The following is a 2627-nucleotide window of genomic DNA, read 5'->3' as shown; positions in this document are numbered from 1 at the left end:
TTGTACAACACGACGACAGAACACCCACAGGACGGAGGTTCGTGAGCTTTTATATCCGTGGCATCCTTGGTGCGGTCAGCTCGTGCATGTCCATGATGCGCTGGCCAAAGGTACGGACATTTTCCGCTGCAGCCTATCTGGTGCTTCTTCTGATCGGCTTTTTGAAGTCCCATCATGGATGTTCGACCGTTCCGTGAGCGGATATTGGCGCAGCCTGCCAGTTCCGCATGTCGATCTCGCGAGCCTGCATGCTTTGGCAAAGTTACTGGAAGACGCCGACGCCTCATCGCAATCTGCGGTAATGGGCGCAGCATTGGTCTCTCACGAAACGAGTCGGAGAGATGTCCATGCCTCGCCAGTCCATGACATGCCAGTTCGATCTGTTTTCGGCTCCGCAGAGGGGGATGACCGCAGGCATGCCACAATGGCCGGAGTTGCCGGAGGAAACCCGCCAGGCGCTGACGGTTCTCATCGTGCGGCTGTTCGTCGATCACGCAAACTGCGAGCGCACCTCCCAGCAGAAGGAGGCCGGTCATGATGCATGAGAAGATCGGGCCGCACCATCTGGAGCGGAAGGCTATTCTCTATGTTCGGCAGTCCTCGGCTCACCAGGTTCTGCACAATCGCGAAAGCAGTACCCTTCAATACGCCATGCGCGATCGCCTGACAGCACTTGGTTGGTCGCGCATTGAGACGGTGGATGACGATCTTGGTCGTTCGGCCGCCGGTGGTGTAACCCGCGCTGGTTTTGACCGGATGGTCGCCGAGGTCTGCCTTGGCAAGGTGGGGGCGGTAGCGGCACGCGAGGTATCGCGTTTTGCCCGCAACAGCCGCGATTGGCAGCAGCTCATCGAGATGTGCCGCGTCGTTGATACCGTTCTGATCGATCAGGAAGCGGTCTACGCACCACGCCAGGGCAATGACCGGCTGCTCTTGGGCCTGAAGGGCAGCCTCAACGAGTATGAGCTCGATCTCTTACGTCAGCGTTCCCTTTCCGCCCGCTACGAGAAGGCACGCCGCGGAGAGCTTGTCGTCACGGTCCCGGTCGGCTTTTTGAAGGTCGGTGACAGGATCGAGAAAGATCCCGACCGGCGCATCCAGGACGCCATTGCGTTGGTCTTCAACAAAGTCGCCGAACTTGGCAGTGCACGGCAGGCGCTTCTATGGTTCCTCGAACACGGGTTGGATTTGCCCGTCAGGCGCGCGGACGGTGATGTCATCTGGCGCAGACCCAACTATGCGACCATCCACCGGATGATTGCGAACCCGATCTACGGCGGCGCTTATGCTTATGGTAAGAGTCGTTCCGTCCCGGGATACGGTGGCCGATCTGGAATTCGCCGCAAGGCGCGTGATGAATGGTTGGCGCTGATCCCGGACGCACACGAAGGTTACATCAGTTGGGAAAGGGCGGAGGAGATCCGCAAGATGGTCAGCGACAATGTACCGGCCAGTCGCCATCATGGAGCGCCGAAGCATGGCGACGCTCTGCTTGCCGGCCTTTTCCGCTGCAAAAGGTGCGGCCGGAAGCTGACGGTTCGTTACACAGGAGCCAACCATAACATCCCGCGCTATTCCTGTTGGCGAGGGTTGCTCGACAACGGCGAACCACGTTGCATCGCCTTCGGCGGTTTGCGGGTCGATGATGCGATCGAGGAGGCGGTGCTCGGGGTGGTCGAACCAGGAGCTATTGCCGCCGCCATCGAGGCGGAACGCCGTATGGCCAGCCAACGCGACCAGGTTCAGGATGCCCTGCTGCGCGATCTCGAGGCAGCGCGCTATGCCGCCGACCGGGCATTCCGGCAATACGACGCGGCTGATCCGGAGAACAGGCTGGTGACGTCGGAGCTCGAAGCACGCTGGAACACGGCGCTCGCTCGCGCCGGCGAGATCGAAGCCAAGATTGCCAAACATCGGACGGTTGCGCCGCAGCCGATCCCCATGTCCGCATCCCAGGTAGCCGCACTAGCGGGGAACCTCCGCGCCGTCTGGACGGCGCCGACAACCGATGCAAGGCTGAAGAAGCGTATCGTGCGAACGCTCATCAATGAAGTGGTTGCCGATCTCGATGATGGAACCTCCGAGATCGTCCTCGTCATCCATTGGGTTGGGGGTGTCCACACCGAGCTGCGCCTGCCGAAGCGGCGCCGCGGGCAAAGAAACGCGACGCCTGACGATATTGTCGACGCCGTACGACAGCTCGTCCTTATCGCCAATGACGATGTGATTGCCGGTGTCCTCAATCGAAACGGACTGACGACCGGCAATGGCAATCGGTGGACACGGGAGCGGGTCACCGCGCTGAGGTCATATCGCAAGATTCCGGTCTTCCGTCCCCGGGTCGACGGGGTCGAGCCGTGGCTTAATCTGGGCGGTGCGGCGAAGTTGCTCGGGATAACGCCAAAAACGCTGCGTCTGGCGGCCGAGGCTGGCCAGATCGAGGGGGCTCATCCGCTACCCGACGGCCCATGGATCTTCAGCCGTTCAAAACTCGCCACCCCGCAAGCACATCAGATCCTCGATCGCGCCCGGCAGAACCCTCGACACCCCACAGGATCGCATCCAGATCAGGAAAACTTATTCCCTTCAACAACATAGAAAGATGGGCGTTATGAAACAGGATTGTA

General features: G+C 60.4%; 3 protein-coding genes. All 3 read left to right on the top strand.

Annotated features, from left to right (window positions below):
* The coding region (locus BS630_RS37695) for a hypothetical protein (RefSeq protein ID WP_204339915.1) at positions 1 to 197 on the top strand (197 nt) is incomplete at its 5' end.
* A gap of 150 nt (positions 198 to 347) precedes the next feature.
* Positions 348 to 545 (top strand): hypothetical protein, encoded by a 198-nt coding sequence (locus tag BS630_RS27170; RefSeq protein WP_028744166.1) that lies wholly within the window; start codon positions 348 to 350, stop codon positions 543 to 545.
* Positions 535 to 2598, top strand: coding sequence for a recombinase family protein (locus BS630_RS27165; protein WP_011654186.1), 2064 nt, complete (start codon positions 535 to 537; stop codon positions 2596 to 2598). Before BS630_RS27170 ends, BS630_RS27165 begins: the two co-directional genes overlap by 11 nt.
* Positions 2599 to 2627: the final 29 nt, after the last annotated feature.

This window comes from Rhizobium laguerreae (genome assembly GCF_002008165.1).
GTDB classification, from domain to species: domain Bacteria; phylum Pseudomonadota; class Alphaproteobacteria; order Rhizobiales; family Rhizobiaceae; genus Rhizobium; species Rhizobium laguerreae.
Note: the sequence above shows the minus strand (reverse complement) of the source record. Positions and strands in the feature narration are given on the sequence as shown.